This is a genomic window from Mesorhizobium amorphae CCNWGS0123, from assembly GCF_001686985.1.
Taxonomy (GTDB): Bacteria; Pseudomonadota; Alphaproteobacteria; order Rhizobiales; family Rhizobiaceae; genus Mesorhizobium; species Mesorhizobium amorphae.
Window position 1 is genome coordinate 582,503 of the sequence record NZ_CP015318.1, and the last position, 24,444, is coordinate 606,946.

25 protein-coding genes are annotated in these 24,444 nt (G+C 64.0%); 11 read left to right on the top strand and 14 right to left on the bottom strand.

Annotation, left to right across the window (positions count from 1 at the left end; translation table 11 throughout):
- Position 1: 1 nt before the first annotated feature.
- On the bottom strand, positions 2 to 1,042 hold the full coding sequence (locus tag A6B35_RS02705; protein ID WP_040582439.1) for a LacI family DNA-binding transcriptional regulator: 1,041 nt from the start codon (positions 1,040 to 1,042) through the stop codon (positions 2 to 4).
- 233 nt (positions 1,043 to 1,275) lie between these two features.
- On the opposite strand from A6B35_RS02705, the gene A6B35_RS02710 reads away from it, so the two are divergent.
- Positions 1,276 to 2,202, top strand: a complete 927-nt coding sequence (locus A6B35_RS02710; RefSeq protein WP_006201211.1) for an SMP-30/gluconolactonase/LRE family protein — start codon at positions 1,276 to 1,278, stop codon at positions 2,200 to 2,202.
- Between the two features lie 66 nt (positions 2,203 to 2,268).
- Here the strand turns inward: A6B35_RS02710 and typA are convergent, their stop codons facing one another.
- On the bottom strand, positions 2,269 to 4,098 hold the full coding sequence (gene typA, locus A6B35_RS02715; RefSeq protein WP_006201210.1) for a translational GTPase TypA: 1,830 nt from the start codon (positions 4,096 to 4,098) through the stop codon (positions 2,269 to 2,271).
- A 196-nt stretch (positions 4,099 to 4,294) separates the two neighbouring features.
- Between typA and A6B35_RS02720 the strand changes: the two genes are divergently transcribed.
- Positions 4,295 to 4,573, top strand: coding sequence for a hypothetical protein (locus A6B35_RS02720; RefSeq protein WP_006201209.1), 279 nt, complete (start codon positions 4,295 to 4,297; stop codon positions 4,571 to 4,573).
- A gap of 24 nt (positions 4,574 to 4,597) precedes the next feature.
- Here the strand turns inward: A6B35_RS02720 and A6B35_RS02725 are convergent, their stop codons facing one another.
- Together A6B35_RS02725 and A6B35_RS02730 are read right to left on the bottom strand one after the other, a co-directional pair.
- Positions 4,598 to 6,166, bottom strand: coding sequence for an alkaline phosphatase D family protein (locus A6B35_RS02725; protein WP_006201208.1), 1,569 nt, complete (start codon positions 6,164 to 6,166; stop codon positions 4,598 to 4,600).
- A gap of 140 nt (positions 6,167 to 6,306) precedes the next feature.
- A complete protein-coding gene (locus A6B35_RS02730; protein WP_040582437.1) occupies positions 6,307 to 7,590 on the bottom strand; it encodes an MFS transporter in 1,284 nt (427 codons plus the stop codon).
- A gap of 78 nt (positions 7,591 to 7,668) precedes the next feature.
- Here A6B35_RS02730 and A6B35_RS02735 point away from each other — a divergent pair, with 78 nt between their 5' ends.
- The gene (locus A6B35_RS02735) at positions 7,669 to 8,286 is read left to right on the top strand and encodes a TetR/AcrR family transcriptional regulator (RefSeq protein WP_006201206.1); all 618 of its coding nucleotides are present in this window, start codon (positions 7,669 to 7,671) and stop codon (positions 8,284 to 8,286) included.
- A 43-nt stretch (positions 8,287 to 8,329) separates the two neighbouring features.
- Complete coding sequence (locus A6B35_RS02740) at positions 8,330 to 8,920, top strand: hypothetical protein (protein WP_006201205.1); 591 nt, start codon at positions 8,330 to 8,332, stop codon at positions 8,918 to 8,920.
- Between the two features lie 6 nt (positions 8,921 to 8,926).
- Here A6B35_RS02740 and ppa read toward each other — a convergent pair whose 3' ends face one another.
- The 6 genes from ppa to A6B35_RS02770 all read right to left on the bottom strand — a co-directional run bounded on the left by ppa (position 8,927) and on the right by A6B35_RS02770 (position 13,352).
- Positions 8,927 to 9,460 (bottom strand): inorganic diphosphatase, encoded by a 534-nt coding sequence (ppa, locus tag A6B35_RS02745; RefSeq protein WP_006201204.1) that lies wholly within the window; start codon positions 9,458 to 9,460, stop codon positions 8,927 to 8,929.
- A 99-nt stretch (positions 9,461 to 9,559) separates the two neighbouring features.
- The gene (locus A6B35_RS02750) at positions 9,560 to 10,066 is read right to left on the bottom strand and encodes a GNAT family N-acetyltransferase (RefSeq protein WP_006201203.1); all 507 of its coding nucleotides are present in this window, start codon (positions 10,064 to 10,066) and stop codon (positions 9,560 to 9,562) included.
- A 114-nt stretch (positions 10,067 to 10,180) separates the two neighbouring features.
- Entirely contained in the window at positions 10,181 to 10,819 is a 639-nt protein-coding gene (locus tag A6B35_RS02755; protein WP_006201202.1) for a TPM domain-containing protein, read from the bottom strand.
- Positions 10,820 to 10,825: 6 nt separating this feature from the next.
- Positions 10,826 to 11,707: a TPM domain-containing protein gene (locus tag A6B35_RS02760; protein ID WP_006201201.1), complete on the bottom strand. Its 882-nt coding sequence runs from the start codon at positions 11,705 to 11,707 to the stop codon at positions 10,826 to 10,828.
- Between the two features lie 4 nt (positions 11,708 to 11,711).
- The gene (locus tag A6B35_RS02765; RefSeq protein ID WP_006201200.1) at positions 11,712 to 12,518 is read right to left on the bottom strand and encodes a TPM domain-containing protein; all 807 of its coding nucleotides are present in this window, start codon (positions 12,516 to 12,518) and stop codon (positions 11,712 to 11,714) included.
- 195 nt (positions 12,519 to 12,713) lie between these two features.
- Positions 12,714 to 13,352: a LemA family protein gene (locus A6B35_RS02770; RefSeq protein WP_006201199.1), complete on the bottom strand. Its 639-nt coding sequence runs from the start codon at positions 13,350 to 13,352 to the stop codon at positions 12,714 to 12,716.
- Positions 13,353 to 13,516: 164 nt separating this feature from the next.
- Here A6B35_RS02770 and A6B35_RS02775 point away from each other — a divergent pair, with 164 nt between their 5' ends.
- The 6 genes from A6B35_RS02775 to A6B35_RS02800 all read left to right on the top strand — a co-directional run bounded on the left by A6B35_RS02775 (position 13,517) and on the right by A6B35_RS02800 (position 18,951).
- Positions 13,517 to 13,762, top strand: a complete 246-nt coding sequence (locus tag A6B35_RS02775) for a hypothetical protein (protein WP_006201198.1) — start codon at positions 13,517 to 13,519, stop codon at positions 13,760 to 13,762.
- 12 nt (positions 13,763 to 13,774) lie between these two features.
- Positions 13,775 to 14,656: a pyridoxal kinase PdxY gene (gene pdxY, locus A6B35_RS02780; protein ID WP_006201197.1), complete on the top strand. Its 882-nt coding sequence runs from the start codon at positions 13,775 to 13,777 to the stop codon at positions 14,654 to 14,656.
- Entirely contained in the window at positions 14,653 to 15,408 is a 756-nt protein-coding gene (locus tag A6B35_RS02785; RefSeq protein WP_006201196.1) for a DUF429 domain-containing protein, read from the top strand. Before pdxY ends, A6B35_RS02785 begins: the two co-directional genes overlap by 4 nt.
- A 149-nt stretch (positions 15,409 to 15,557) precedes the next feature.
- Positions 15,558 to 16,202, top strand: coding sequence for a carbonic anhydrase (locus A6B35_RS02790; protein ID WP_006201195.1), 645 nt, complete (start codon positions 15,558 to 15,560; stop codon positions 16,200 to 16,202).
- Between the two features lie 86 nt (positions 16,203 to 16,288).
- Positions 16,289 to 16,702 carry a hypothetical protein gene (locus A6B35_RS02795; RefSeq protein ID WP_006201194.1) on the top strand — a complete coding sequence of 138 codons (414 nt, stop codon included), beginning with the start codon at positions 16,289 to 16,291 and terminating at the stop codon, positions 16,700 to 16,702.
- 194 nt (positions 16,703 to 16,896) lie between these two features.
- Positions 16,897 to 18,951, top strand: a complete 2,055-nt coding sequence (locus A6B35_RS02800) for a M3 family metallopeptidase (RefSeq protein ID WP_006201193.1) — start codon at positions 16,897 to 16,899, stop codon at positions 18,949 to 18,951.
- Between the two features lie 38 nt (positions 18,952 to 18,989).
- On the opposite strand, the gene A6B35_RS02805 is transcribed toward A6B35_RS02800, so the two are convergent.
- The 4 genes from A6B35_RS02805 to A6B35_RS02820 form a co-directional block, all read right to left on the bottom strand.
- Complete coding sequence (locus A6B35_RS02805) at positions 18,990 to 20,465, bottom strand: M81 family metallopeptidase (protein WP_006201192.1); 1,476 nt, start codon at positions 20,463 to 20,465, stop codon at positions 18,990 to 18,992.
- A 23-nt stretch (positions 20,466 to 20,488) separates the two neighbouring features.
- Entirely contained in the window at positions 20,489 to 21,316 is an 828-nt protein-coding gene (locus tag A6B35_RS02810) for a carbohydrate ABC transporter permease (protein WP_006201191.1), read from the bottom strand.
- A complete protein-coding gene (locus A6B35_RS02815; RefSeq protein ID WP_040582434.1) occupies positions 21,313 to 22,182 on the bottom strand; it encodes a carbohydrate ABC transporter permease in 870 nt (289 codons plus the stop codon). Before A6B35_RS02815 ends, A6B35_RS02810 begins: the two co-directional genes overlap by 4 nt.
- A 76-nt stretch (positions 22,183 to 22,258) precedes the next feature.
- Positions 22,259 to 23,494 (bottom strand): ABC transporter substrate-binding protein, encoded by a 1,236-nt coding sequence (locus A6B35_RS02820; RefSeq protein ID WP_006201189.1) that lies wholly within the window; start codon positions 23,492 to 23,494, stop codon positions 22,259 to 22,261.
- A gap of 179 nt (positions 23,495 to 23,673) precedes the next feature.
- On the opposite strand from A6B35_RS02820, the gene A6B35_RS02825 reads away from it, so the two are divergent.
- Positions 23,674 to 24,444 (top strand): SDR family NAD(P)-dependent oxidoreductase, encoded by a 771-nt coding sequence (locus A6B35_RS02825; RefSeq protein ID WP_006201188.1) that lies wholly within the window; start codon positions 23,674 to 23,676, stop codon positions 24,442 to 24,444.

The window sequence follows — 24,444 nt, forward strand, 5'->3', positions numbered from 1 at the left end:
ATCAGGTGCTCTCGCGCTCGACGATGCGATAACTGGTCAGGACGATCTCCTGCCCGCGCTGCTTCTCGCCGCCGCGGATAAGCTGGATGAGACGGCGCGCCGCTTCGCGGCCGATCCCATAACAATCCACATTCACGGTGGTGATGCCGGGATGGCAGAAGGCGGCAACCTCATAGTCGCCGAAGCCGGCAATGGCGATGTCTTGCGGCACCCGCATGCCCCGGCGCTTGCATTCCATCAGCGCGCCGAAGGCCGAAAGATCCGATACGCACAGCACCGCCTCGGTGTCGGGCCAGCGCTCGAGCATGGACACGACGGCCTGGCCGCCCTGCTCGATGGAGATGGGCGGCACGCCGAAGGAAACCAGCCGGCCCGGCGGCAGTCCAAGCTCCTCGATGGCCCTGACAAAACCCTCGCGCCGCTGGCTGCCGCGCGTATCGCGCGACGTCGTGCCGCCGATATAGCCGAACTTGCGGTAGCCCTTCCTGGCCAGCGTCTTGACCAGCAGCCCCATCGCTTCCTCGTTGGAGAACCCGACCACCTGGTCGATGGGCTTGGCCGGCAATTCCCAGGTTTCGACCACCGGGATGCCGGCGCTCTCCAGCAGCCGGCGGGCGCGGTCGGTATGGGCGCCACCGGTCAGGATGATGCCTTCCGGCCGCCGCCGCAGCATCGCCTCGATCAGTCTCTCTTCCTTCTCGACCGTATAGTCGGTGTAACCGAGCAGCAGTTGCAAACCGGTACTTTCCAACTCGTCCGTAATGCCACGCGCCGTATCGGCGAAGTTCGAATTGTTGATCGAGGGAACGATCGCGGCGACAAATCCGGTCTTGCGCGACGACAGGCTGCCGGCCGACTGGTCGAGCACGTAACCGAGCTCGTTGACGGCGGCCATGATCTTTTCGCGTGTCGCCTTGGACACCCGGCTGCCTTCCTTCAGCGCCCGTGAGACCGTCATGGCGGAAACACCCGCCCGCTCGGCCACATCGGCCATCGTCGGCGCCTGGTTCTCTCCTGGTCTCGGCGATGCTGCCCTGCCCATCAGTGTTCCTCGCAACCTGCCGGCGTCGCCCTGGTCCAGACGGACGCCACGCCACTGGACGGCAGTTGCATCGGGCGCCCGGCGTCGTTCATGCATCCCCCTTGGAAATCGAATTGTGTTAGATATGTTATCGATATCACATCGATCTGACAACAACCACGCCGCGAAGTTCGATCCCGGATTAGCAAAGCGCTCGGCGCCGGGAAGTGAAACGCGGCAGAGAGGCAATCGGAATGTTCGGAGAAATCGAGGGGACGGGATTCGAGGTGCTGGATCCGCGCTTCAGCAGCTGCTTCGTCGGCCATGCACGGGTCGAGCGGCTGTGGACGGGCGGACGCTGGCACGAAGGGCCGGCATGGTTCGCGCCCGGCCGCTATCTGATCTGGTCCGACATTCCCAACAACCGCATGCTGCGCTGGGACGAAACCTCCAGCGCCGTTTCCGTGTTTCGCCAGCCCGCCAACAACTCGAACGGTAACACCGTCGACCGGCAAGGGCGGCTCGTCTCTTGCGAGCACCTGACACGGCGGGTGACACGCACCGAATTCGACGGTTCGGTGACCATTGTCGCCGACCGCTTCGAAGGCAGGCGTTTCAACTCGCCCAACGATGTCGTGGTCGCGAGCGACGGCGCTATCTGGTTCACCGATCCGTCCTACGGCATCATGCACGACTATGAGGGCGAGTATGGTGAGGAGGAGATCGGCGGCTGTTACGTCTACCGGGCCGATCCGGCGAGCGGCGAGGTGGCGCGTGTGGCAGATGATTTCGCCAAGCCGAACGGCCTCGCCTTTTCACCCGACGAAACGCTTCTCTATGTCGCCGACACCGGCGCCTCGCATCTGCCGGACGGGCCGCGCCACATCCGCCGCTTCAAGGTCGGCGATGACCGCAGGCTGAGCGGCGGCGAGGTTTTTGCCCAATGCACGAACGGGTTGTTCGATGGGTTCCGCGTCGACACCAAGGGGCGCCTCTGGTGCAGCGCAGGCGACGGCGTCCATTGCTACGAACCGGACGGAACGCTGATCGGCAAAGTCCACATCCCCGAAGCAGTCTCCAACCTGACCTTCGGCGGTGCCCGCCGAAACCGGCTCTTCATCACCGCAACGACATCGCTGTATGCGGTCTACGTCACCGCAAACGGTTCAACGCTGGGGTAACGGCAGACAAAACAAAGGCGGGAGCACGCGCGTGCTCCCGCCTTGAAAATGCTTCGACGAAAAGACTTACGCCGCGCCGACCACCTTGGCCGATTTCTCGAAACGCTTGCGTTCGTTCGGGTCGAGATAGAGCTTGCGCAGGCGGATGGTCTTCGGCGTCACCTCGACCAGCTCGTCGTCCTGGATCCAGGCCAGCGCGCGCTCGAGCGTCATGCGGATCGGCGGCGTCAGCTTGACCGCCTCGTCCTTGCCGGCGGCGCGGATGTTGGTCAGCTTCTTGCCCTTCAGCACGTTCACTTCAAGGTCGTTGTCGCGGCTATGGATGCCGATGATCATGCCCTGATAGACCTTGACGCCCGGGTCGATGACCATCGGGCCGCGGTCTTCCAGGTTCCACATCGCATAGGCGACCGATTCGCCCTGCTCATTGGAGATCAGCACGCCGTTGGTGCGGCCAGCCAATTCGCCCTTGTAGGCCTCGTAGGCATGAAACAGCCGGTTCATGACGGCGGTGCCGCGCGTGTCGGTCAGCAGTTCCGACTGGTAGCCGATCAGGCCGCGCGTCGGCGCGTGGAACACCAAGCGCTGGCGGTTGCCGCCGGACGGGCGGAGTTCGACCATCTCGGCCTTGCGCTCCGACATCTTCTGCACGACGACGCCGGCATGCTCCTCGTCAACGTCGATGACGACTTCCTCGATCGGCTCCAGCAATTCGCCGTTGTCGCCCTTCTGCATGACGACACGCGGCCGCGACACGGCGATCTCGAACCCTTCGCGGCGCATCGTCTCGATCAGCACGGCAAGCTGCAATTCGCCGCGCCCGGAAACGAAAAACGAATCCTTGTCCGGCGATTCCTCGATCTTCAGCGCGACATTGCCTTCGGCTTCGCGCAGCAGGCGGTCGCGGATGACGCGGCTGGTCACCTTGTCACCTTCGGTGCCGGCCAGCGGGCTGTCATTGACCAGGAAAGACATCGTCACCGTCGGCGGATCGATCGGCTGCGCATGCAGCGGTTCGGTCACCGCCGGGTCGCAGAACGTGTCGGCGACGGTGCCCTTCGACAGGCCGGCGATCGCGACGATGTCGCCCGCCTGGGCCTCGTCGATCGGCTGGCGCTCGAGACCGCGGAAAGCGAGGATCTTCGAGACGCGGCCGGTTTCGATCTGGGTGCCGTCATGGTGCAGCACCTTGACCGCCTGGTTGGATTTCAGCGTGCCACTCTCGATACGGCCGGTGATGATGCGGCCGAGGAACGGGTTGGCCTCCAGGATGGTGCCGATCATGCGGAACGGTCCGGGATGAACCGTCGGTTCCGGCACATGCTTGATGACGAGATCGAACAGCGGTGCAAGCTGCTGATCCTTGGGACCTTCCGGATTTTCCGAAACCCAGCCGTCGCGGCCCGAACCGTAGAGGATCGGGAAATCGAGCTGCTCGTCGGTGGCGTCGAGCGCGGCAAACAGGTCGAACACCTCATTGACCACCTCGACATGGCGGGCATCCGGGCGGTCGATCTTGTTGATGACGACGATCGGCTTCAATCCGACCTTGAGCGCCTTGCCGACGACGAACTTGGTTTGCGGCATCGGCCCTTCGGCGGCGTCGACCAGCACGATGGCCGAATCCACCATCGACAGGATGCGCTCGACCTCGCCGCCAAAGTCGGCGTGGCCGGGGGTGTCGACAATGTTGATGCGGGTGTCCTTCCAGTCGACCGAGGTCGCCTTGGCCAGGATGGTGATGCCGCGTTCCTTTTCGAGGTCGTTGGAATCCATGGCGCGTTCGGCGACGCGCTGGTTGTCGCGGAACGAGCCGGACTGCTTCAGCAACTGGTCGACGAGGGTGGTTTTTCCATGGTCGACGTGCGCGATGATCGCGATATTACGAATTTTCATTTTACGGTCTCGGGAGCGTTACAGGCAGCAGGCCCAAAGGCGCAGCCTCTTTCGGTTGCGCGGCTCATACAGGGTTTTTCGCATTTGCGAAAGAGGAGGCTCGTCACCAAATACTCATCAAATCTTAAACATCCGCGTGTGAAATGATTTTGTTAACCAAGGCGGAACCTTTCGGGTCCCGGGCAGTTCGAACGTCATGACCGATCAAGTCAGCAAATTCCGACCGATTCTCGCTTGGGCGGCGCTCGCCGTCGTCCTTGCGGCAGGTGGCGCGCAGTCCGCCGCGACCCTCAAGGGAAATCCTGCCTTGCCGCCGGAAACCGAGACGGCCGAGCAGCTCTACGCCGACGCCCCCGATGGCGTCGATCCGATCGTGACCGGCCCGGTCAGCGCCGCCTTCAAGCAGCAGCAGAAGGCCGCCGGCTGCGACACGGCGGTGTGGCCGAAGATTCCCGTCGCCTGCTATCCGGATTGACGACCGCCACCTGCGGCCGGTCCCTTATGCCGACCGCACCGGATCGAGCGTCACCTTGTAGAGCTCGTTGTCGTCACGATCCATCAGCCGCACCGTCATCTGTTCGCTGGCGCCATTGATGTCGACGAGGCCGAAGAACTGCAGGCCGGCCGACGGCGGCAGGTTCTGGCCTTGCTCGGCGGTCGGCGCCTTGATGAACTTCAGCTCCGGCCCGAAGGTCATGTCGAAATCATTGGGGCCGAACGTGCCGGCGTGGATCGGCCCGGAAACGAATTCCCAGAACGGGTTGAAATCCTGGAATTGTGCCTTGTCCGGGTTGTAGTAATGCGCCGCCGTGTAGTGCACGTCGGCGGTCAGCCACACCGTGTTGCTGATGCGGGCATTCTTGATATAGCGCAGCAGGTCGGCGATCTCGAGCTCACGACCCTTTGGCGCACCATTGTCGCCATTGCTGATCGCTTCGGCGCCGGCCTTCTTGGCAGCATCGTCCCAGACGACGAGGCCGAGCGGCATGTCGGCGGCGATGATCTTCCAGGTCGCGTTGGAGTTGGCCAGTTCGCGCTTCAGCCACTTGGTCTGCTGTTCGCCAAGCATGCGCGACTGCGGCGTCATCGTGTCCTGCATGTCCGGGCCGTTCGGGCCGCGATAGGAGCGCATGTCGAGGAAGAACACGTCGAGCAGCGGTCCGTAGGCGATCTTGCGATAGACGCGGCCGGGCTCAGACGGCTCGTAGCGGATTGTCGTCATCTCATGGAAAGCGCGCGCCGCGCGCGCCGCCAGCACATGGATGGACTTTTCCGAGTAGCGGTTGTCGGCGCTCAAATCCTTCGAATCCGACCAGTTGTTCAGCACCTCGTGGTCGTCCCACTGGTAGAAGGTCGGGCAGATGGCGCTGAGGCCGAGCACGTGTCTGTCCATCATGTTGTATTTCCACTGGTCCCGGTATTCGTCGAGCGTCTCGGCCACCTTGCGCTTGCCGTCGATGAGCACGACGTTCTTCCACTTGCCGCCGCCGGGCAGGTCGACCTCGTCCTTCATCGGGCCGTCGGCATAGATGGTATCGCCGGAATGCAGGAAGAAGTCGGGTGTGTGCTTGCCGATCGTGGCGTAGGTCTTCATGCCGGTCTCGTCGATACCCCAGCCCTGGCCGGCGGTATCGCCCGACCAGGCGAACTTGATATCGCGCTTGGAGGCAGGTGCGGTGCGGAAGCGGCCGGTAATCGGCTCGGAAACGGCGTTGATGTCGGCGAGATCGGCGGCCGTCATGCGGTAGAAGATGTCCTGGTCGGAGGCCAGCTCGGCGAGCAGCCGCTTCACCGTGTAGTCGCTGGCCGGCGACGTATCGAGTGGCGCAAGCCGCGTCGTATTGGCGAAACTTTCCGTCGTCGAGACTTCGAACATGACGCGCGCCGGACGGTCGGTGCGCGTCCACACCATGCCGCTGGTGGCGTCGACGTCGCCCGACTGGACGCCATGGGTGAAGCCCGGCCGCTGGTTGGCGCGCGAATAATAAGGCATCGCGAGACCCGAGGCGCCGACCAGGCCGAGGGCGCTGGCGGAGGTGACGAAAGCGCGGCGGGAAATCGTGTTCATGGCTGTCTCCTGGATGGCTGCGAACGGTGCCACCAAAGTCCAGCCTCAATGTTTCAGGCGCATCTCGGAACCATGAAGGTTTCGTAACAACTGACAAGCCTCTCCCCCTTCTCCCCCCTGGGGGAGAAGGAAGAGCCGCCTTAGGCCGCCTGCGGCTCCGGCTCGAATGCCGGCTTGCTGGTGTTGATCAAGAGCGAAATACAGGCCGCGGCGATCGCGGTCATGCCGGCGATCATGAAGGCCAGTTCGTAATTGCCTTGCAGTTCGCGCATCGTACCGCCGAAGAAGGCGGCACTTGCCGCACCCACCTGGTGGCCGGCGACGATCCAGCCGAACACAATCGGGCCGCTGCGATCGCCGAACGCCTCGTTGGCGAGCCTGAGCGTCGGCGGCACGGTGGCGATCCAGTCCAGACCATAGAGCACGGCGAAGATGATCAGGCTGGTCGCCGAGAAGCCGGAATAGGGCAGGTAGATCAGCGACAGGCCGCGGATGGCATAGTAGACGCCGAGCAGCTTGCGCGGATCGAAGCGGTCGGTGAGCCAGCCCGACAACGTCGTGCCGATCAGGTCGAAGATGCCCATCATCGACAACAGGCCGGCAGCCTGGATCTCGCCGATGCCCATGTCGCCGCAGAAGGCGATCAGATGCGTGCCGACCAGTCCGTTGGTGGTGAAGCCGCAGACGAAGAAGGTGGCGAACAGGTACCAGAACACGCGGGTGCCAGCGGCACGCCGCAGCGTGCCCAGCGTGTGCGCGAGGAAATTGCCCTGCGATGCCGGCGATGTCGGCGGCACGTCGTCGGCCTCCGCGCCAAAGCGCACCATGCCGATCGAGGCCGGACGCTCGGGCACCAGCAGCCAGACCAGCGGCACCAGAGCGGCGGTTGCGATCGCGATGGCGATGGCGACCGGCTTCCAGCCGCCCGACTGGGCGAGCGCGGCGAGCAGCGGCAGGAACACCAGCAGGCCGGTGGCGCTGGAGGCCGACATCAGCCCCATCACCAGGCCGCGATTGGTCTTGAACCAGCGGTTGACGATGGTGGCGCCGAGTACGGTGGCGACCGCACCCGAGCCGACGCCGGAAAACACGCCCCAGGTGAGCAGCAGATGCCACGGCTTGGTCATCAGCAGGCTGAGCGCCGTCGAGCCCGACATGATCAGCAGCGCGGCGAGCAGCGTGCGGCGCAGGCCGATGCGCTCCATCAGAGCCGCGGCAAACGGCCCGGTCAGGCCGTAGAGGAAGATGCCTATGGCAGCGGCCAGCGAGACGACATCGCGCCGCCAGCCAAAGCTCTCTTCCAGCGGCAGCATCATGACGGAGGGCGCCGAGCGCAGACCGGCCGCGATCAGCAGGCAGAGGAAGATGACGCCGACCACGACGAAAGCGTAGCGCTGGCCAAACGGACGGGATTGAGCTAGCATGTTACTGACCGGTACGTTGCAATTGGATGGCAATACCCATACGTACCGGTCAGTAACATTGTCAAGCGAGTCTTTTGCATGCCATCGGACAATAAAATTGAACCGTCAATCAAGGACCCTCACGCGTCGGTCCTGCCGAGAGCCGCCGAGAAGATCCTCGACGTGGCCCGCGACCTGTTCTACCGGCAAGGCATCAGGGCGATCGGCGTCGACGAGATCGTCAAGCGCGCCGGCGTCACCAAGCCAAGCCTCTACCGCAGCTTTCCGTCCAAGGACGAATTGGCCGCATCCTACCTGCGACAATACGACCTTGAGTTCTGGGAGCGCTTCGACGAGGCGGTGGCCGCCCATCCCGGCGACCCGCGCGCGCAGATCAATGCTTTCCTCACCCGCGTCGGCAAGCGCACACAAAGACCCGACTATCGCGGCTGCGGCATGACCAATGCGGCGATCGAATATCCCGAGCACGGCCACCCGGCCCGCGTGGTGAGCGAGGCCAACAAGCAGGAACTACGCCGCCGCCTGCGCACCATGGCGACGGCCATGGGCGCCACTGATGCCGACACGCTCGGCGACGGACTGCTGCTCCTGATCGAGGGCGCCTATATCAGCGGCCAGTTGTTCGGCCATGGCGGACCGGCGGCGTCGGTGGCCCGCAACGCCGACCTGCTGATCGAAGCCAGCTTGAAGAAATAGCGTTTGACGATACGCTGCGGCAGCTCGAAACGGAGTTGTCCGCATGCGCTTTCTTCTGATCCCGCTTGCTCTCGCCGGCCTCTGCCAGGCGGCGCATGCCGACGGCATATCCAGCGCCTACACCGATCTCGACTGGAAGAAAGATTGCGTCACCTATGCAAAGGCCGAGGAAGGCGAAGGCGACTGGGCCAATCTCGCCTGCTCGGGCTATCGCGGCTATCCGGTGCTGGTCGCCTATGACGACGCCCGCGAGTCGCTTTACTACGGCTTTCCGTCCGACGACATGACCGCGGTCTGGGAGAGCTTTTCCGGCTTCAACTCGGCCGGTCCCAAGATCGAATGGCGCATCGAGACCAAGGGCGACATCGCCATCCCCTTCGCCGCCATCCACCGCCGTTCGATCGGCAATCCCGAGGACGAGAACAAGCCGACCGAGGTGCTCGTCGTCGCCAAGGTCGCGCAACCGGAGGCTCATGACGGCTGCACCGTCGGGCTGGTGCTGGCCACCGGCAATCCACAGGCCAACGATCAGGCGCGCAAGCTGGCCGACGACAAGGCAAGGAGCTTTGCCTGCGGCAAGGACAAGCGCGTTGTGATCGGCGACGCGCCCGATTTCGGTCGCGTCGATAACTGACCCGGCTTACTTGCTCGCCTTCGCCCGCGCGATCGCGTCGACGATCATCTTCTTGGCGTACTTCGAATCGTGCCAGCCTTCGATCTTGACCCATTTGCCGGGTTCGAGATCCTTGTAGTGCTCGAAGAAGTGCTGCACCTGCTGGCGCGTGATGTCGGGCAGCTGCGTGTATTCGGTGACGTTCTCGTAGCGCAGCGTCAGCTTGGGTGACGGCACGGCGATGATCTTCTCGTCCTGGCCGGCATTGTCTTCCATGATCAGCACGCCGATTGGCCGCACATTGATGACGCAGCCCGGCACCAGCGCGCGCGTGTTGCAGACCAGCACGTCGATCGGGTCGCCGTCGCCCGACAGCGTGTGCGGCACGAAGCCGTAATTGCCGGGATAGCGCATCGAGGTGTGCAGGAAGCGGTCGACGAACAGCGTGCCGGCCTCCTTGTCCATCTCGTACTTGATCGGTTCGCCGCCGATCGGCACCTCGATGATGACGTTGAGGTCTTCCGGCGGGTTCTTTCCGGTGGCTATCGCTTCGATACGCATGGTTTTCCCTCTCTCGATTTCCGAGATCGATAGCGGGCGACGCGGCATGGTGCAATGCGGCGAATGGTGCTCAGGACCTGGCGGCAGGCTTTCAGGCCGTCATTCCCAGACGAAAGCGACCTTCTTCAGCGCCTTTTGTTCGAAAATCTCGACGCCTTCGGCGACATCGCGGCCGCCGGCGCCGGCATAGAAGGAGAGCGCGTTCTGGTTGTCCTCCAGCGCCCACACCACCATGCCTTTCAGGCCGTGGTCGGCGAGGCGCGCGCGTGCCGCCTTGAACAGCCGGCTGCCGAGCCCGATGCCCTGGTATTCCGGACGCAGGTAAAGCTCGTAGATCTCGCCCTGCTGCCTGAGTTCGCGGGCGCGGTTCTTGCCGATCGTGGCATAGCCGGCGATCTTGCCGCCGATTTCGACCACCAGCACGGTGGCGGCGCGGCGGATGGCGTTCGCCCACCAGTCGGCGCCGCGGCGGTTGATCATCGACGTCAGCGTGCGGTGCGGGATGATGCCGGAATAGGCGCCGCGCCAAGCCTCCTGGTGGACGTCGGCGATGGCGCCGGCGTCGCGCGGCTCAGCTTTCCTGATGTCGATGGTCAGCGTGTTCATAATTGCTTAACCATAAACCCGCATCGCCCGATTGCAAAGAGTCCGGTCGCCGGCTGCAACGCTTTCGCACAGACGATCGGCAGGCAAAAAGCCGCGGTTGAGCGGACTGAAGCGTTAGATTTCGACCAGATGATCGTCCAACTCGTTGCCGTCGCCGGCCGTGACCGGAAAATGCTCGGCCAGCACGGCGCCAACTGATTCGATCGCCTTTACGAAACCATCGGCGAGCCGGTCGTCGCTGGCGTGCGCGGTAAGGTCGCGCACCACGCCGTCCCAGACATGCTGGCCGACCTTGGCGTCGATGCCGCTGTCGGCGACCACTTCGGCATAGCGCTCGGCGATCGAGACGAAGACAAGCACGCCGGTGCGCGCCGTGGTGCGGTGGACGTTGCGGGCGAGGAACTGCTTGATCGCGTTGGCATGCGCCGCCTGGTAGCGCAGTCGCCGCGGCACGAGATGGATGCGCAAGCCGGGCAGCGCCCACAGCAGGACAAGCACCGAGGCCAGCGCCAGCAACTGGTCGAAGACGAAATGCGGCAGGCGGATCGACAGCCACCAGGCCTCCAGCCCGTAGGCGACGGCGAGGCTGACGATCAGCATGGCCAGCGTCGCCATGAAGGCGGCGGGAAAGAAATAGCCGTCGCTGGCCCGAGCCACGACGCAATAGATCTCGCCATCGGTCTTCGTCTCGGCGGCGCGGATCGCCTCGGCGATACGGTCATGGTCCTGCGGGCTGATCGGTCGTGTTGCCATCTCGTCTCACCAGCTCCCTGAAGACCCGCCGCCGCCGGACGAGCCGCCGCCACCTGAAAACCCGCCACCGCCGCTGCTCGAGCCGGAAGACCAGCCGCCGCCGGAACTGCCCGACGACCAGCCGCTGCCGGATGAGGATCCCGTCACCCAGCCACTGCCGGAAGACGAAGAACCATAGCGGAAGGTCATGCCGAGCCATTTATACACGCCCGGCGACAGCTTCGTGCCGAAGATCGGCGGCAGGAAGGCCATCGCCAGGCCGCCGAAGAACATCGTCGCCCACAGGATGAGGAACAGCGCCACGATGGGGTCGACGGGCGAGCTGTCGTCGGCCGGATTGCGCTTGCCGCGCGCCTCGAGCTCCTCCGGATTGCCTTCCAGCACCATGATCATGTCGTCGACGGCTTTGGAGATGCCGCCGGAGAAATTGCCGGCGCGGAAGGCCGGCACCATGTCGTTTTCGATGATCAGCTTTGTGTGCAGGTCGGTCAGCGTACCTTCCAGCCCATAGCCGACTTCGATGCGCATCTTGCGGTCGTTCTTGGCCACCAGCAGCAGCACGCCGTTGTTCTCGCCGCCCTGACCGAGCTTCCAGAAGCGGAACAGGCGGTTGGCGTAGGGCTCGATCTCCTCGCCGCCGAGGCTGGGAATCGTCGCGACGACGATCTGGTCCGAACCTTTCTTCTCGAAATCCGCGAGCTTCTGCGTCAACGGCGCCTTGGTCGCGGCATCGATCATGCCGGCATTGTCGACGACCCGCCCGGTTAGTGCCGGCAGCTCCGCGGCGAAAGCCGTGAAGCCGAGGAACAACAGCAGCGCCAGGGCCAGCAGGGCGGCATCGATCCGCGTGACGACAGAGCCGGATGTTGCGAGGGCGCGTCCCGTCATGCCGTCACCAGCTTCCCGAGGAGCCGCCGCCGCCGGACGAGCCGCCGCCACCGGAGAAACCGCCGCCGCTTGACCCCGACGACCAGCCGCCGCCGGAACTTCTCGAGCCGCTGGACGAGCGCCGGCTGGGTTCGAAGGTCATGCCCAGCCAGCGATAGCGGCCGGGTCCGATCCTCTGGCCGAAGATCGGCGGCAGGATCGAGGCGGCCAGGCTGCCGACCAGGATGGTGATCCAGATGGCGATGAAAATTGTGAAGAACAGGTCGTCGGAATTGAACGGCGCCTGCTGGTTGCGCTCGCCGCGGGCTTCCAGTTCCTCCGGATTGCCTTCCAGCACCATGATCATGTCGTCGACGGCTTTGGAGATGCCGCCGGAGAAATCGCCGGCGCGAAAGGCCGGCACCATGTCGTTTTCGATGATCAGCTTGGTGTGCAGGTCGGTCAGCGTGCCTTCCAGCCCATAGCCGACCTCGATACGCATCTTGCGATCGTTCGGCGCCACCAGCAGCAGGACGCCGTTGTTCTCCTTGGCCTGGCCGAGCTTCCAGAAGCGGAACAGGCGATTGGCGTAGGGCTCGATCTCCTCGCCGTCGAGGTTGGGAATTGTGGCGACGACAATCTGGTCGGAGCCCTTTTTCTCGAAGTCAGCGAGTTTTTGCGTCAGCACCGCCTTGGTCGCTGCATCGATGATGCCGGCATTGTCGACGACGCGGCCGGTGAGGGCGGGGAGATTGGCGGCGAAGGCGGCGAGGGGGAGGAAAAGGAAGCTTAGAATGACCGTCAGAAGCGTCAGAGTTGCGTTCCGTCCCACCCCCCTCTGGCCTGCCGGCCATCTCCCCCTTGAGGGGGGTGAGGAGTGGTCCGCGCAGCGGACGGGAAGCCAATTGCTTTGCTTTCCGAACGACGAACGCCCGGAGCGGAGGGCTGGGTCCGGCAGGACAGAGGGGGGTGTGGACACGCCTGCGGTCCGTCTCGTCGCAAGTATTGGATTTGCCGGCTTTGCCGATCACCCGCCCTGTTTCGTTCCGAAATCGACCTTGGGCGTCTGCAGCTTGTCTTCCTCGATGGTGAAGTTCGCGAACGGCTCGTTGCTGCGGAACCAGAAGGTTGCCCACAACACCGACGGGAAGGTCCTCAGCGTCAAATTGTAGTCCCTGACCGCCTGGATATAGTCGCGCCGCGCCACCGCGATGCGGTTCTCGGTGCCTTCGAGCTGCGCCTGCAGCGCCAGGAAATTCTGGTTGGCCTTGAGGTCGGGATAGTTCTCCACCACCGCCAAAAGCCGCGACAGCGCGCTGGTCAGGCCGGACTGGCTATCCTGGAATTTCTTGAAGGCTTCCGGGTCCTTCAATGTTTCCGGCGTCACCGTCACCTGCGTCGCCTTGGCGCGCGCTTCGACCACGGCGTCGAGCGTATCCTTCTCATGCGCCGCATAGCCCTTGACCGTCTCGACCAGGTTGGGGATCAGGTCGGCGCGGCGCTGATACTGGTTCAGCACCTCGCTCCAGGCCGCCTTGGCATTTTCCTCCGCCGTCGGAATGGTGTTGTAGCCGCAGCCGGCAAGCAGCGGCAGCACGATCGCCATCATCAGGAAGGCCGGCAGCTTGCGGGCAATGGAGGGTGAAGAGAGGCGCTGGGCAAACATGATTCGGATCCCTCGTCGAAAGTTGCACGCGAAGCATTACCACAATCTGCGCGCAAGAAAATGACCTCGGCCCGGACGCCTCCGCTGGCATCTCCGCGTCCGGCACGAGGCCCTGTGAATGGCCTCGCGAACAGGCTAAGCTCCCGGCGAAACAGGATTTTGCCATGGCGAAACGCCAGGACAGCGACACCGAATCGCGCCGCATTCTCGAGCGTGTGGAGCATGAGACCGCGCCGGACAGCACCTCGTTCGTCGCGCGGACCGCGAAGAGCGCGAGCGACCACGTCACGGCCGCGGACGCCGACCGCGCGGACCCTATCGAAGTTTGGGGCACCCGCATCGGCAGGGGGCTGGGGCTTATCATTGCAATCGGCCTGTTGGCATGGCTCGTGTATTTCGCCACCCGTTAGGAATCAGGATCAATGAACGAAAAAGCCGACGCGCCGCGTGCGGTCATCGTCATTTCCAGCCATGTCGCCCGCGGCTCGGTCGGCAACCGCGCCGCCGTCTTCGCGCTGGAGACACTCGGCTTTCCGGTATGGGCGGTGCCGACCATCGTGCTGCCCTGGCACCCCGGCCATGGCCGCGCCACCCGCATCGTGCCGCCGCTCGACCAGTTCAAGGCGTTGATGGCCGATCTCGAGCGCGCGCCCTGGCTGGGTGAGGTCGGCGCGGTGCTGTCGGGCTATCTCGGCGAGGCCGGCCAGGCCGAAGCCGTCGCCTCGCTGGTCGCCGCGGTCAAGGACAGGACGCCGGATGCCGTCTATGTCTGCGATCCGGTAATGGGCGATTCGGGCGGGCTCTATGTGCCTGAAGCGACGGCGATCGCCTTGCGCGACCAGCTGATGCCGATCGCCGACATCGCCACCCCCAATCGCTACGAGCTGGAATGGATGGCCGGCGCGCCGTTGCCCGACCTCAAATCGGTGATCGCGGCGGCCCTTCATGCGGGGCCCGGGACCATGCTGGTCACCTCGGCGCCGTCGATGATGGCTGGCGGCACCGGAAATCTGCTGCTCGACGCCAGACAGGCGCTGCTCGCCGAGCACCGCCTCATCGACAAACCGCCCAACGGGCTGGGCGACCTGACAGCGGCTGTCTATCTGGCGCGCATCCTCTCCGGCCAGCCGGCGATCAAGGCGCTGCAGTCGACCACGGCGGCGGTCTACGAGATTCTGGCGCGCACGGCCAAGCGCGGCGGCGACGAGTTGCAGCTCGAGACCGACGCCCAGAGCCTGTCGCACCCGATGGCAATGGTGCAGCTTCGCCACCTCCTGCATCCGGGGCGGGACAAAAGGGCGTGACTCTTGTCGGCGTCGACGGCTGCAAGGCCGGCTGGATCGCTGTCCACCGCGATCCGGGCGCTTCGCCGTCGGTCTCGGTCTTTCCAACCTTCGCGATGCTGGTCGACGCCTTGCCTGCCGATGCCGTGGTCGCCGTCGACATGCCGATCGGCCTGCCGGATCATTCGCAAAGAGGCGGACGCGGGCCGGAATCGCTGGTGCGGCCTCTGCTCGGGCAGCGCCAATCCAGCGTCTTCGCCATTCCCTCGCGCGCCGCCCTTTACGCAGACACGGATGACTTCACCACGGTCGAAGCCTGGTATGTCGCGCATCGCCGCGCCAGCGAAGTGGCCAAGACGACCTCCGATCCGCCACGCGGCGTCTCGATCCAGGCTTTTGGCATCTTCGTTAAAATCCGCGAGATTGACGCCCTTCTGATCTCCCGGCCGGAGCTGCGCGGTCGAATCTTCGAATCACATCCGGAAGTCGCCTTCTGCAGGCTGAACGCCGGTCAGGCCATGTCGCTGCCGAAGAAGATCAAGGGCGCCGTTAATCCGGCCGGCATGGAGGAGCGCAAGGCGCTGCTTTGCCGGCATGGCTATGAAAAGAGCTTTCTCGACCGGACGCCGCCGAAAGGTGCTGCCGCCGACGATTTCCTCGACGCAGCAGTGATGATGCTGATCGCCGGCCGCATCGCCAGCGGCGAGGCACGGCCGTTTCCGGACCCGCCGCTGACCGACCGTTTCGGCATTCCCGTCGCCATCTGGGCGTGAAGCGACGCCTGAGCTATGCGCGCCGCATCGCGTTTTGCGACGAAACCATCCGCAATTCGGCATTGCTCGCGACGGGCTTTTGCCGTTAGAGCCATTCCAGACTGAAACGTGCCGCCGCATCCAACCCGGAAAGGGTCCCGACGCCGCCCATGCCTCACCTCCCAGAACACTTGCTCGCCGGCTATCGCAATTTCATGAGCGGTCGCTATCTCGCCGAAAGCGGACGCTACCGCTCGCTCGCTCGCGAGGGCCAGGCGCCGGAAACCATGATCGTCGCCTGTTGCGACTCGCGCTCGGCGCCGGAGGCGATCTTCGATGCCGGACCGGGCGAGCTGTTCGTGCTGCGCAATGTCGGCAATCTGGTGCCGCCCTATGCTCCGGACGGCCAGTTCCATTCGACCTCGGCAGCGCTCGAGTTCGCCGTGCAGAGCCTCAAGGTGAAAAACATCGTGGTGATGGGGCACGGCCGCTGCGGCGGCATCCGCGCCGCGCTCGACCCCAATTCCGCGCCACTGTCGCCTGGCGACTTCATCGGCAAATGGATGAGCCTGATCGCGCCGGCCGCCGAAACCGTTTCGTCCAGCACCTTCATGACGGCAACGGAGCGCCAGACTGCGCTGGAGCGCATATCGATCCGCTATTCGATCGCCAATCTCAGGACCTTTCCTTGCGTCTCGATCCTTGAAGGCAAGGGCCGGCTGTCGCTGCACGGCGCCTGGTTCGACATCTCGACCGGCGAGCTTTGGGTGATGAACAAGGAGACCGGCGACTTCGAGAAGCCGGAGATGGGATAGACCATGATCCCGGATCCGAAGGTCCGCGTCAGCGAAAAGCGGGACCCGGTTTTCGGATAGGATCATGGTCAAACATGGAGGTGGCAATGCGGAATTGGCGTGCGATCACTTTCGTCGTGGCGGCACTGATGCCGACGCTCACCGCTGCACGTGCCGATGACGGTGCGATCATCGACCGCTGGTATTCGGCGTTGCTCGTCGCCGACCGCACCGAATTGTCGGACCTGCTAGCCGACGACGTGCGCATCAAGCTCGAAGACCTCGGCGTCGAGCAGAACAAGCAGGAGTTCATCGCCTCGATCGATAACTGGCAAGGTGCTGTCGCCGGTGCGGCGATCCGGCATCGCATCGCCAAGAGCGAGGGCGGTGTTACCACGGTGATCGCCTGCTACGACTTCCCCAACAACGACATGCTGATGCAGGAGACGTTCTCCGTCACCGACAACCGCATCACCGCCAGTTCGCAGGCCGCGATCGCGGAAAGCTGCGACGGTTACTAGAGCGACGTGCGTCCAATTGGATGCACAAAGTACGCTCTAGCATTTTGAATCTTCGCATCGTGCTTTTCCGAGAATCCGATTTTCGGGCAGATGCGAGCGAAAACCTGACGGGCCGCGATGTTGCGCGCGACAGGCCCGCGCCCTACATCGGTGGCGACCCACCCTGCTTGCCGTCAACAGCCGAAAGATCATCCATGCCATCCACGAAGACCGTCGACCTCGCCGCTCATCCGCTGACTTCATGGCAAGGGCCGCTTGGCCTGCCCGACTTCTCCCGCATCGGCGACGGTGACTTTTCCGGAGTGTTCGACGCGGCGCTGAAGGCGCATGAAGCCGAGATCGAGGCGATATCAGGCAACGCAGAGGCGCCGACGGTTCACAACACGCTGGCCGCGCTCGAACTTGCCGGCGAGCCGCTCGACCATGTCTCGTCGATCTTCTGGTGCCGGGCCGGCGCCCACACCAACGAGGCGATCCAGGCGCTGGAGCGCGACATTTCACCGAAGATGTCGAGGCATTTCTCGGCGATCTCGATGAACGAGAAATTGTTTGCCCGCATCGACGACCTCTACCAGCGCCGCGAGACGCTCAAGCTCGACGCCGAGACGCTGCGCGTGCTGGAAAAGACCTGGAAGGGCTTCGTTCGTTCCGGTGCGAAACTCGACGCCGATGGCAAGAAGCGGCTGGCCACGATCAACGAGGAATTGTCTTCGCTCGGCACCAGTTTCGGCCAGAATGTATTAGCCGACGAGCGCGACTGGGCGCTGTTCCTCGACGAGGCCGACCTTGCCGGCCTGCCGGATTTTCTCAAGAGCGCGATGGCCGAGGCCGCCGAGATGCGCGGCCAGAAGGGCCGCTATGCCGTCACGCTGTCGCGGTCGATCTACGAGCCGTTCACCACCTTCTCCGAACGCCGCGACCTGCGCGAGACCGCCTTCCGCGCCTTCATCATGCGCGGCCAGAATGGCGGCGCCACCGACAACACGTCCGTGGTGCGCGACATGCTGAAGCTGCGCGCCGAGAAGGCAAAGCTGCTCGGCTACGGCTCGTTCGCCGCGCTGAAGCTCGATGACACGATGGCCAAGACGCCGAAGGCGGTGCACGCGCTGCTCGATCCGGTGTGGGAAAAGGCGCTGGAAAAGGCGGCGAGCGACCAGACTGAACTGCAGCGCCTGGCGACCGCGGCCGGCAGCAACGAACAATTCGCCGCCTGGGACTGGCGCTTCTACCAGGAGAAATTGCGCGCCGAGAAATTCGCCTTCGACGAGGCCGAGCTGAAACCATATCTGCAGCTCGAGCGCATTATCGACGCCTGCTTCGACGTGGCGACAAAATTGTTCGGCATCACCTTCGAGGAGAAGAAAGGCATCGTGGCCTGGCATCCCGATGCCCGCGCTTTCGTGGTGAAGAACGCCGACGGCAGCGAGCGCGGCCTCTTCCTCGCCGACTATTTCGCGCGGCCTTCGAAGCGCTCCGGCGCCTGGATGAGTGCGCTGAAATCCGGCTACAAGCTCGGCCACGGTTCGAAGCCGGTGATCTACAACATCATGAACTTCGCCAAGCCGCCGGCCGGCGAGGCAGCCCTTTTGTCGGTCGACGAGGCAAAGACGCTGTTCCACGAATTCGGCCATGCGCTGCACGGCATGCTGACCGACGTCACCTGGCCGTCGGTGTCGGGCACTTCGGTGAGCCGCGATTTCGTCGAACTGCCTTCGCAGCTCTACGAGCATTGGCTGACGGTGCCGGCGGTGCTAGAAAAGCACGCGCTGCACGTCAAGACCGGCAAACCGATGCCGAAGGCGCTGCTCGACAAGATGCTGGCGGCGCGCACCTTTGGCGCCGGCTTCGCTACCGTCGAATTCACCGCCTCGGCGCTCATCGACATGGCCTATCACGCACGGCCGGACGCTCCGGAACAACCGCTTCGTTTCGAGACCGAAACGCTCGACAAGCTCGACATGCCAGACACGATCGCCATGCGCCACCGCACCCCGCATTTCGGCCACGTCTTTTCCGGTGACGGCTACTCGGCCGGCTACTATTCCTACATGTGGTCGGAAGTGCTCGATGCCGATGCCTTCGCTGCCTTCGAGGAGACCGGCGACCCGTTCAATCCGGCGCTCGCCGAGCGGCTGAGGAAGAACATCTACGCCGCCGGCGGCTCGAAGGACCCGGAAGAGCTCTACACCGCCTTCCGTGGCAAGATGCCGTCACCGGACGCTATGATGGTCAAGCGCGGGCTGGTGTAGCGCCCTTCCCTTCTCCCCCTGTGGGAGAAGGGATAACCCTACGCCTTCCACGGATCAGCCACCCGCGGCCACACCGGCCGCGTCAGCTTGGTGTAGTTGGTTACCACCGGATTGCTGGGATACGAACTCGGCGCCGAGACATAGATGATCTCGGCGGCGATCGGGGCGAAGCCGGCGTAGAAATGGTTGGTCGATTTCACCAACAACAGGTCCTTGCTGAGTGGATTGACGCCGAGATTGGCGAAAATATCGGGTTCGAAGGTCTGTGTGCGGTTGGTATTGAGGATGATATCGACTTCGGATCCTTCGATGCGGACCAGCGCTGTCGGTCCGAGCGTCACCCGGCTCGGCCCAAAACTCTGCCACCCTTCCGTGACCGCTCTCAGCACCCGCACCCGCGCGTCGATCGGCTCGCCCGCCAGCGGACCGGCCTTGCCACCAAAACGCAGATCAATGACGGCGCCCTCGCCCGCGGCTTGACAGAACGTCACCGCGATCGGATCCCAGATCGTCGCCACGCCGACATTGCTGACGCCTCGCTCCAGCATGGCGCGCAGCACGACGGTGCCGTCGCCGGCGACACCGCCGCCCGGATTGTCCCAGATGTCGGCGATCACCACCGGTTTGTCCTGTCTTTCAGCGCGCACGGCCAGCGCCCGCTCGATGCCGTCGCTGGCGTTCAGCATCGTCATCGCCGTCTCTTCGCGCATGGCATAGAGCTCGCGTCCCAGGCTTTCCGCCAGCGCATCGCCCTTCGCCTTGTCGTTGTCGGTGACGACCAGGATGCGCGTGCCCATTTCCGGCACGTCGGCGGCCATGAAGCCGTGGATGACGGAGACCGACAGCACGCCGTCCTTGCCGTGCATCGCCTTGATGCGGTCGACGAAGGAGCGCATCGGCTCGCGGCTGGTTGGCAGCACCTGGATCATCCGGCAGTCGAAGGTCGAGATCACAGGCTTGATCTCGCCGCGCGCCGCGGCCAGCCCGAGTTCGACGACATGTTCGCCGCGCTCGTAGAAGTCGGTGTGCGGGAACTCGAGAAAGTAGGCCATGATGTCCGACGCCGCCACGCGCTTCGGCGTCAGATGGCTATGCGGGTCGAACTCCGAGGCGATCACCACCTGCGGACCGACGATCGCGCGCACGCGTTCGAGCAGGTCGCCTTCGCAGTCGTCATAGCCTTGCGCCACCATCGCGCCATGCAGGCCGAGGATCACCGCATCGACCGGCAGCGCCGCCTTCAGCTGATCGAGGATCTCGTCGCGCAGCGCCTCGAAAGTCTGCCGCTGCACCAGCCCGCCAGGCTCCGCCCAGGTGGCGGTGCCTTCGATCACCGTCAGCCCTTCCTTCACGGCCCGCCGGCGCAAGGCGACGATCGGCGACGAGCACAAAGTCGGCGTTTCCGGGTGCTTGCCCGGCCCGGCATAGAAGGCCATCTCGAACGAGGTCCGGTCGGTCGGCACCGGCGAGAAAGTGTTGGTTTCCGTCGCCAGCGAGGCGGTGAAGATGCGCATGAAAGCTCCGTGGAAAGTGAAGGCTATTTGACCGCCCCGAGCGCCAGCCCCCGGACGAGGTAGCGCTGCAGCCAGATGAACAGGATCGCCACCGGCAGGGTGGCAAGCAGCGTCGCCGCCATGACGTGGTGCCATTCGATCGTGTAGCGGCCTGCGACCAGCGAAAACACCTGGATCGGCAGCGTGTAGCTTTCCTGGCTGCGCAGCATGGTGAGCGCGACGACGAATTCGTTCCAGGCATTGATGAAGGTGAAGATGGCCGTCACCGCGATCGCCGGCAGGCAGAGCGGCAGGAACACCTTGCGCAGGGTCAGCCAGCGGCCGGCGCCCTCCATCCATGCGGCCTCCTCGAGATCGCGCGGGATGGTGTCGAAATAGCTCTGCAGCATCCACACGGTGAAGGCGACGTTGAAGGCCATGTAGATGAAGCCGAGCGCCGTCGTTGATTCGACCAGCCCCCAGGCCGCCATCAGCCGGAACAGGCCAAGCACCAGCACGATCGGCGAGATCATCTGCGACACCAGCAGGAACTGGCGGAAGGCACTGTAGCCGGCAAAGCGAAAGCGCGACATCGCATAGGCCGCCGGCACCGAGATCAGGATGGCACCTACGGTGGCGATGACCGAGACATAGAGCGAATTGGCCAGCGCCCGGCCGAAACCGGTCGCCACCCACATGTCGGCAAAATTCGACCAGCGGAATTCGCTCGGCCACCAGGTCGGCGACAGCACTTCCGAACGCGGCTTGACCGCGGTCAAAAACATCACCGCGAAGGGAAAGATCGTCACCACGATCAGCGGCGAAAGCAGCAGCCAGGCGATGATTGAACGCTTCAGCTTGCCATTCCTCATGCGCGTTGCTCCCGCATCGCCAGCCGCACATAGATCATGGTGAAGACCAGCAATATGGCGAACATCACCAGCGACACGGCTGACGCCTCGCCGAGTTTGCCGATGCGGAAGGCGAGCTTGTAGAGGTGGGTGACCAATATGTCGGTGGAATTCGCCGGCCCGCCCTGCGTCATCACCCAGATGATCGGAAAGGAATTGAAGACGTAGATGGTGTTGAGCACGATGGCGATGTTGATGAACGGTTTTAAGAGCGGAAAGGTGATCTCGCGGAACTGCTGCAGCGGCGTCGCACCTTCCAGTGCTGCCGCCTCGTAGAGGTCGTCCGGGATCGACGACAGCCCGCCGAGGAAGATCGTCGTCGTGAACGGCACCGTCACCAATATGCCGATCAGCACCTGCATCGGAAACGCGGTCTCGGCGCTCGCCAGCCATTGGATGTTCTGGTCGATCAGGCCGAGCCCGAGGAGCGCCGAGTTGAGCATACCGCTTTCGCCGTTGAGCGCCCAGCGCCAGACCACCGCCGTCATGGTCAGCGACACCGCCCAGGGCAGCATGATGATGACGCGGGCAATGCCGCGGCCATAGAAGTCGGTGTTGAGGATGATCGCCACCGGAATGGACAACAGCAGCGCGCCGCCGACGACCAGCACCGTCCACAGGCCGGTGCGCCAAAGTGCTGCGGTGAAATCGGGATCGGCGGTGAGCGCCCAGAAATTGGTCAGGCCGCTGAAGTCGCGCAGCTGGCCGAAGCGGCTGACATCGTGGGTCGAGATCTGAATCAGGTCCCAGACCGGCCAGAAGATGACGACAGCCGCCAGAAACAGGCTGGGCAAGGTCAGGAGATAGGGCAAGAATCGATTTTGCATCGGCTGACCTGAGGGCGTCGGGGGGTGGCGCGCCCCGACGGGTGGGGCGCGCCACGGGGCGTCGGGAGTGAACGCCCTATTTCTTCAGCACCGCATTGGCCTTGTCCGCCGCCTCCTTCAGGGCGGCCTCCGGCTCGGCGCTGCCGAGATAGATCTTCTGCATGGCATCCGAAGTGATCTGCGCGATCTCCTCCCAGCCCGGGATGACCGGCGCGAAACGGGCGTCGGGCAGCAGCGCCGTGAACGCCGCCAGGTCGGCATTGTTGACGTAGTAGTCCATCTTCGCCTCTTCCTTGTTCACCGGCAGGAAGCCTTCGCCTTGCGTGAACTTGGCGCGCTGCTCCGTGGTGAACAGGAAGTCGAGCAGCTTCCAGGCCTCATCCTTGTTCTTGGAGTTCTTGAACATGATGATGGAATCGGTGACGCCATAGGTGCCGCGCGCGCCGGTCGGCCCTGCCGGAATCGCCGCCACGCCATATTTCAGGTTCGGCGCCTCATCCTTGATCTGGTTGGACAGGAAGGGGGCGGTGATCATCATGCCGACCTTGCCCTGCTTGAACAGGTTCTGCACGTCCTCGCGGTTGTTCGAGGTGACGCCAGGCTCGGTCAGGCCTTCGTCGATCATCGACTTGTAGAGCTTGGCCGCTTCGAGCGCGCCTGGTGTGCTCAGGCCCGACGTGCCGTCCTTGTTGAGGATCTCCGTGCCCTGGGACCACATCGCATAGTAGTAATAGACGTCGGTCTCGATCTCCTTGCCCTGCAGGCCGAAGCCGAACGTGCCGGATCCCAGCGCCTTGATCTTGCGGGCGTCCTCCTGCAGGTCGGTCCAGGTCGCCGGCGGCTGGGCGATGCCGGCCTTCTCGAACAATTCCTTGTTGTAGTACAGGGCGCGCGCCGAAGCCGCGATCGGCAGGCCGTAGGTCTTGCCCTCCATGATCGACGGCGACAGGAACGTGTCGATGAAGCGGCCCTTGAAGTCGGGCGTGATGTAGCTGTCGAGCGGCTCGGCGACATCCTGCTGGACGAAATCGATCAGCCAGCGCGTACCGATGATCGACAGGTCGGCATTGGTGCCGGCGGTGATGTCGGTGGTCAGCTTCTGCAGGAGAACGTCCCACGGCACGATCTCGAACTTGACGGTGATGCCCGGGTTGGCCGCCTCGAAATCCTTCTTGACGCTTTCGAAATAGGGGCCTGTCTTGGCGCTGTATTCGGCGACGGTGACGCGCACCTCGCCGGCATTTGCCTGCGCTGTGAGCGTCAGCATGCTCATTCCGGCCATCAGGCCGACAGTCCATGTCCTCAGACTCATCTGCTCTCTCCCTTTGATGTGCGCTTGCGCGCATCCCATGCTGTGAGGCAGCATAGGTTTATGTGACTTTCCTACATTATCCATCATTTTCCGCTTCGCAAGCAGATTAATCTGTTGCTAAATTACATTTCGGCGAATAGCCTCACAGCCCCGACCGGGATCAGGGAGGAACGCGCGCGGTGGTTTCGAGAGCCGAGTTCGAAGGCAAGACGGTCGTGGTGACGGGCGCCGGCGGCGGCCTCGGCTCGGCTATCGTGGCGTTGCTCAACGAGCGCGGCGCGCGGGTCGTCGGCTGCGACCAGTCGAACGAGGCCTTGGCCAGCCCGCACCTCGCCTCGCACCACGTCTTCAACCTTCTCGACCGGGCCTCTGTGCAAACCGCGATCGCTGCGATCCTCGACAAGGACGGCGTTCCCGACATCCTCATCAACAATGCCGGCTGGACGCGCGCCGAGACGATTGCAGCGCTGACCCCGGACAAGATCGAGCATGAGCTCGACCTCAACCTGACCGGCGTGATGATGTTCGCCGACCCGCTGGTCAAGGCGATGGCCCGGCGCGGCTCGGGCAACGTCGTCTTCATCTCCTCGGTCAATGCCATCGCGCATTTCGGCAATCCGGCCTATGCTGCGGCCAAGGCAGGCATCAACGCCTATGCAAAATCGATCGCGGTCGAACTCGGTCGCAGCGGTCTGCGCGCCAATGTCGTCTGCCCGGGATCGATCCGCACCGCGGCCTGGGATCATCGCCTCGCCAAGGACCCGGAAATCCTCGGCAGGCTGCAGCGGCTCTATCCGCTCGGCCGCATCGTCAACGCCTCTGAAGTGGCTGAAGCCGTGGCCTTCCTTGCGTCCGATCGCGCATCGGGCGTAACAGGCGTGGTGATGCCGGTGGACGCCGGGCTGACCGCCGGCTGCCTGCCCTTCATCGACGACATTTTGGGAGCGTGA